6 protein-coding genes are annotated in these 6,013 nt (G+C 71.6%); 3 read left to right on the top strand and 3 right to left on the bottom strand.

What is annotated here, in order from left to right; genetic code table 11:
* On the top strand, nucleotides 1–1,278 hold a 1,278-nt coding region (locus tag AC13HU_RS30315; protein WP_483045172.1), incomplete at its 5' end, for a DUF445 domain-containing protein.
* 99 nt (nucleotides 1,279–1,377) lie between these two features.
* Here the strand turns inward: AC13HU_RS30315 and AC13HU_RS30320 are convergent.
* Complete coding sequence (locus tag AC13HU_RS30320) at nucleotides 1,378–1,740, bottom strand: outer membrane protein assembly factor BamB family protein (protein ID WP_483045173.1); 363 nt, start codon at nucleotides 1,738–1,740, stop codon at nucleotides 1,378–1,380.
* Nucleotides 1,741–2,001: 261 nt separating this feature from the next.
* Nucleotides 2,002–2,772 (bottom strand): hypothetical protein, encoded by a 771-nt coding sequence (locus tag AC13HU_RS30325; RefSeq protein ID WP_483045174.1) that lies wholly within the window; start codon nucleotides 2,770–2,772, stop codon nucleotides 2,002–2,004.
* 368 nt (nucleotides 2,773–3,140) lie between these two features.
* Between AC13HU_RS30325 and AC13HU_RS30330 the strand changes: the two genes are divergently transcribed.
* Nucleotides 3,141–4,163, top strand: a complete 1,023-nt coding sequence (locus AC13HU_RS30330; RefSeq protein ID WP_483045175.1) for an ArsR/SmtB family transcription factor — start codon at nucleotides 3,141–3,143, stop codon at nucleotides 4,161–4,163.
* Between the two features lie 45 nt (nucleotides 4,164–4,208).
* On the opposite strand, the gene AC13HU_RS30335 is transcribed toward AC13HU_RS30330, so the two are convergent.
* Entirely contained in the window at nucleotides 4,209–4,577 is a 369-nt protein-coding gene (locus AC13HU_RS30335) for a hypothetical protein (RefSeq protein WP_483045176.1), read from the bottom strand.
* 414 nt (nucleotides 4,578–4,991) lie between these two features.
* Here AC13HU_RS30335 and AC13HU_RS30340 point away from each other — a divergent pair, with 414 nt between their 5' ends.
* Nucleotides 4,992–5,846 (top strand): fumarylacetoacetate hydrolase family protein, encoded by an 855-nt coding sequence (locus AC13HU_RS30340; protein WP_483045177.1) that lies wholly within the window; start codon nucleotides 4,992–4,994, stop codon nucleotides 5,844–5,846.
* Nucleotides 5,847–6,013: the final 167 nt, after the last annotated feature.

Genomic DNA, 6,013 nt, shown 5'->3' on the forward strand with positions numbered 1-6,013 from the left:
GGGGGCGGCCCGGGGGCGGGTCCGGGCGCCGACCCGGACGAGGCGCGGCGGGCCGGCGTACGCCGGGTGAAGCTGATCGCGACCGGCTTCCTGCTGGTCGCGACCGTGGTGTACGGCCTGGCGAAGTTGGCCGGTGCGCACGGCGAGGGCGGCTGGGCGGGCTACGTGGCGGCGGCCGCCGAGGCGGGCATGGTGGGTGCGCTCGCGGACTGGTTCGCGGTCACCGCGCTCTTCCGCCGCCCGCTGGGCCTGCCGATCCCGCACACCGCGATCATCCCGACGAAGAAGGACGCGCTGGGTGAGAGCCTCGGCGACTTCGTCGGGGAGAACTTCCTCTCCGCCGACGTCGTACGGACCCGGCTGCGCACGGTCGGCATCGGGGCGCGGCTGGGCAACTGGCTGGCCGAACCGGCCAACGCCGACAAGGTCACCGAGCAGGCGGCGGCCGCGCTGCGCGGCGCGCTGCGGGTGCTGCGCGACTCCGATGTGCAGGCGGTCGTCGGCGAGGCGATCACCCGGCGGGCCGAGGCACAGGAGATCGGCCCGGGCCTCGGCAAGCTGCTGGAGCGGATCGTCGCCGACGGCGGCCACAAGCGGCTGGTGGACCTGGTGTGCGTACGCGCCCACGACTGGCTGGTGGAGCACGGCGACTCCGTGATGGTGGCCGTGCAGGGCGGGGCGCCCGGCTGGACGCCGAGGTTCGTGGACCGCAGGATCGGTGAGCGCGTCTACAAGGAGTTGCTGCGGTTCGTCACGGAGATGCGGGACTCCCCGGGGCATCCGGCGCGTGGCGCGGTCGACCGTTTCCTCGGGGACTTCGCGGCCGAACTCCAGTCCGACCCGGACATCCGGGCGCGGGTGGAGCGGCTCAAGAGGGATCTGCTGGCGCGCAGCGAGGTGCAGGATCTCATCGCCAGCACGTGGGGTTCGGTACGGGCGATGGTGGTGGCCGCGGCTGATGACGAGCGCAGCGAGTTGCGGCGGCGGGCGCGGACGTCCCTGCTGGCGCTCGGTGCACGGTTGAGTGGCGATGCGCGGCTCCAGGCCAAGGTCGATGGGTGGCTGGAGGACGCGGCGACCTATCTCGTCACCACCTATCGTGACGAGATCACCTCGCTCATCAGCGAGACCGTCGCCGGGTGGGACGCGGAGCAGACCTCCCGCAAGATCGAGGCGCACGTGGGGCGCGACCTCCAGTTCATCCGGATCAACGGGACCGTCGTCGGCGCGATGGCCGGGCTTGTCATCTACGCGATCTCCCGCGTGGCGGGCGGCTGAACCCCCCGGGCGCCCCCGACAGAACAGGGGCATCCGGGCGGCTGACCCCCGGGTGCCCCTGTTCTGCCGGTCGAGGGACCAACGTGGGCAAGGGGGGCGTCAGTTGCCCGATGGGCCGGCCAGGGCCAGCAGCGCTCCATCAGTGGTCGAGACGTACACCGTTCCATCCGCGACGACTGGTAGGCAGGTGGAGCGGCCCAACGGATAGTGCCACCGCCGAGCCCCACTCGTGAGGTCGACCGCGTAGAGCGTGGCGTCGCGGTCGTCATAGCCCACCGAGTAGGCCGTCCGACCGTCGAGGACCACGCCGTGCGAGGCGAGACGCCCGGGTGCCGTGAAGGTCCAGGCGATCTTTCGGCGGCCGCGGTCGACACCCACCATGGCGTACTGCCACTCCGGGCCGGCGGTCCCTGTCTTCGATGGCCGGCGGCAGGTGGTACCGACCACCCATTCGTCGGTCACCCCGATCGCGCCGGACCACTGCCCCGGGATCGGCGCCCAGCACGCGGCCGAGAAAGACCGCGCCGTCCTCGTCCTCGGTGTCCGCAATACTTCCGCCGTAGTAGGCGGACCAGAAGGCCGGTCGGCGCAGCATGGCATCGAGGTCAGTGATCACTGGCATGCGACGCAACCGTATCCCGCACCTCGGACACCCTCTACGCGCTGCTCCGCGCGTCCTTCCCGCGCCGGACCGCGTCGGACCGCGGCGGGTCGTGAGCTCGGTCAGTCGTCCTTGCGGGCTCGGGTGAAAGCCTCGTACCGGGCCCGCAGCGCGGAGAAGTCGTCGTGGGGGAAGGCCCGCGCGATGAAGTCGAGGTGGGGGCCGATGTCCAGGTGGAAGTACTCTGGGAAGCCGGGGTCGTGCGGATCGGCGAAGAGGTACTGCCAACCGTGCAGGCCCCGGGTGAGCAGCAGCGTCTCCAGGTACTCGGGATAGCTGAGGTCGAGGCGTACGAGGGTGTGTGAGGTGTTGACGGAGTACCAGATCTCAGGGTGCCCGGACGCGTCGAGGACGACGTCGTCCTCGGCCCTGAACCCGGCGATCGCGCCGTCCCCGGTCTGAGCTGTGCCGTCGAAGCCGTGGACGAGGAGTTCGAGGTACTCGCCCTCCTCGACCTCCGGGCCGCCGACTTCGGAAATGTGGGCAACCAGTTCGTAGGGTTCGCGCGCCGACGCCGGCCAGTCCGCTTCGGATACCGTGTGGGGAACCGAGCCCACGCAGACGTTCACCAGATGGTTGAGCCCTAGCTCGCCGCCGATGGTGGTGTCCTCGGTCGCCCTCCAGTAGCAGCTGAGGCCGTCGTACCGGTGGAAGTTGCCGGCCATGGACGGGGCGAGGGTCAGGCCCGCGAACTTCCTGATGACCTCAAGCGCGTGCTCGGGCCCGGTGAGCCAGGTAGCAAGGGGGCCCTCCTTCGCGTCGTACAGCGTGATGGCCTCGTTCCCGCGGAGGCCGGCGAGCATGGCCACCAGTCTGTCCTCGTAACCGGTCATGTCCGTCCCCTCGTCAGGCACGCACGGCACGTCGGGGCCGCAACCGCGCCAGCTTAGCTACTCCCCAGGGCGTCAGTAACCGGCCGGACCATGCAGTGACCGGGACGCCGGCGAAGAGTACGGGGGAGATCGCGGCGGCGGCCGGCATGATCGGTCTGCATCACCTGGCGTTCCCCACGGGCGGAACCGCGATGGCGCAGAGTGGGGCCGAAGCGATAATCCGTTTTGCTCGCGATTGAAACGTTTGGCGTGATTCGCTCTTTCGTCGGCCCGGCCGGCAGGCCATCGTGGGGGCCGTCGCTCCGGGCTACGGGAGCGCGGCGTACGTACGGGGGCGCCGCGGGCACCGGAGGGCGTCGAGGAAACGCATGCTTCGGATTCACTTCACCGACCGCGACATCGCACGGGTCGAGGTGGCGAGCGGGCTGGACCCGCTCTGGGAAACCCTGCTGGGCGCACAGCAGTTGTCGGCGACCGCACGCGGCGGCCACGCGACGTTCGCGGACTGGCGGCAGCGGGCCCGCGCGGAGCTGGGCGGCGCACGGTTGGAGGGGGCGCTGCGCGCGGTGCAGACCCTGGCCCCGGCCCGGGCCGGCTACTTCCCGGACTTTCTCACGCCGGGCGCTTCGGCGGGCGGGATCGCCGACGGGTTGGACGCGCTGCGGGGCACCCCCAGCGGCGTCCTCGCCGACGAGATGGCCCGTACGTTCCGGTGCAGGACCGTGTACCCCTGGTGCCGGGACATCGCTCGCGGCGACCGTGCCGCGCTGGCCGAATTCGCCGACGCGGTGGGCCGGTTGTACCGGACGATGATCGTGCCGGGCTGGAGTGCGACGGAGGCGCTGGTCGAGTCCGACCGCGCGGTACGCGCACGGGCGCTGCGGGACGGCGGGGTGCACGGGCTGCTCGCGTCGCTGGTGCCGTACGCGCGTTGGGAGCCGCCGACGCTCACCGTCGTCTACCCGGTGCACCGCGAACTCCACCTCGGTGGCCGCGGGTTGCGGCTGGTGCCCTCCCGGTTCTGCCACCGGATGCCGGTCGCGCTGGCCGATCCGCGGCTGCCGCAGGTGCTGGTCTATCCGGCGGACGGTGCGGCTTCGGCGCGGCACGGTGCGAACGGTGGATCGGGCGGACACGACGGACCCGGCGGGCATCGGGCGCGGGCGCTGGCCACGCTGCTGGGGCGCACCCGTGCCCGCGTCCTGCTCGCCCTCGCGCCGAGCGCGACAACCGGGGAACTCGCGGTGCGGCTCGCCGTGTCGGCGGCCACCGCCAGCGGTCACGTCAGCGCGCTGCGCGAGGCGGGGCTGGTGATGAGCCGGCGGCGGGGCGGGAGCGTGGTGCACACGCTGGCCCCGCTCGGTACGGCGCTGCTGCGTGGCGGGGAGTAGGACCGGCCAGCACATGGAGGCCGGGCCTGCTCCCCGCCGGTCGGGTCAGGGCTCCAGGGTGATCGAGTTGATCGGGGTGAGGTCCTTGACCATGTACGTGTTCGCGTTGAGGTAGCCCTGGCAGCCGGTGCCGTTGGAGCCGGTGCAGGTGCGCATGGTCGCGCTGCCGGTCTGGTTGTTGTAGACGATGTGGTTGCCGAACTGGTTGCTCAGGTTGTGGGCGCCGTACGTGTAGTACGTCAGCGACGGGTGGCCGTCGTTCCAGCCGGCGTTCTCCGGGTAGATGCAGACGTAGCCGTACTTGCAGCCCTCCACGGTGCTGCCCGCGGCCTGGGCGCTGCTGGTGCCGGCGGTGGTCGCCGCCACCGCGGCCGTGAAGACGAGTGCGGTCGCGGCCTTCGCGATCCTTCGCATGGTGTTCTTCCCTCCGTTGACGGGCCGGCTCCCTGTCTGCGAGCGGCCCCTGGTCCGATGATCACGGCTCCGTGGTGGGGGTGTCGTGCCTCTTCGGCTATCCCCGAAAGGTCCCGGTGGGGGCGCCGCTGACCCCCCGGGGCGCCCTTGGGCCGGTGCGGCTGTTTTCGCGGCAGGACGGTCACCTCCCAGCAGGCCGGCGGCCGTTGGCCGGGGACGAGCCGCGAGCGCAACGGCGCATAGCCGGACGAGCCGGTCGGAATAGGGCGCCGCAGGACGTTGACGGTTCGGGCTCTTCGCGGGGAGGATCGGGGGAGACATCCGATGACCTGGCAAGGGCAGGGTGGCCCGTCCCCCCGCCGGAGGCGCCCTCCAGGGGGTCGGTGAACCCCGAACCACGTATGGAGTGCACCTGTGAAGCTGTTGCGTGTCGGACCCGCCGGGGCGGAGCGCCCGGCCCTGCTGGACCGCGAAGGCGTTCCGCGGGACCTCAGTGGGATCGTGCCCGAGATCGACGGAGCGCTGCTCGCCGACCCGGCCGCACTCGCGCGGATCGCCGCGGCGGAGGCCGAGGGCACGTTGCCCGCGCTGGACCCCGCGGAGCGGATCGGCCCGCCGCTGGCCGCCATCGGCAAGATCGTCTGCATCGGGCTGAACTACCACGACCATGCCGAGGAGACGGGCGCCCAACCGCCCTCCGAGCCCGTGGTGTTCATGAAGGCGCCGGACACCGTGGTCGGTCCCGACGACACCGTGCTGGTGCCGCGCGGCAGCGAGAAGACCGACTGGGAGGTGGAGTTGGCGGTGGTCATCGGGCGCGAACTGCGGTACGCCGCCTCGCACGAGGAGGCGATGGCGGCCGTCGCGGGGTACGCGGTGGCGCACGACGTGTCCGAGCGGGCCTTCCAGATCGAGCGCGGCGGGCAGTGGGACAAGGGCAAGAACTGCGAGACGTTCAACCCGCTCGGCCCCTGGCTGGTCACCGCGGACGAGGTGCCGGACCCGCAGGCGCTGCCGCTGAAGCTCTGGGTGAACGGCGAGTTGAGGCAGGACGGCTCGACCGCGAGTCAGATCTTCCCGGTGGCCGAAGTGGTGTGCTACCTCAGCCAGTTCATGACGCTCTACCCCGGGGACGTGATCAACACGGGTACCCCTGCCGGGGTGGCGCTCGGCCAGCCCGAGCCGAAGCCGTACCTCAAGCCCGGGGACGTGGTCGAGCTGAGCATCGACGGATTGGGCCGCCAGCGCCAGGAGTTCAAGGGGGCGTAGGTGCGGTGCCCCTGACCCTCCGGGGTGGCCCCGTTCACGGAAGCACGGCAACACCCAAGGAGCGGAAGGGAGTTACCCCCAGCCGCCCACCCCGAACCGCAAGTTCCGCCGACGACGGGACCACCTCTTCGGGGCGGTCACAGCCGTACCGTCTCCCCGGTGGCGGC

This window comes from Streptomyces sp. NH27 (assembly GCF_056859195.1).

Excerpts from the sequence above, each read along its gene's own strand:
- AC13HU_RS30335 (WP_483045176.1), bottom strand. The coding sequence starts at position 4,577 with ATGCGAAGGATCGCGAAGGCCGCGACCGCACTCGTCTTCACGGCCGCG.
- AC13HU_RS30330 (WP_483045175.1), top strand. The coding sequence starts at position 3,141 with ATGCTTCGGATTCACTTCACCGACCGCGACATCGCACGGGTCGAGGTG.
- AC13HU_RS30325 (WP_483045174.1), bottom strand. The coding sequence starts at position 2,772 with ATGACCGGTTACGAGGACAGACTGGTGGCCATGCTCGCCGGCCTCCGC.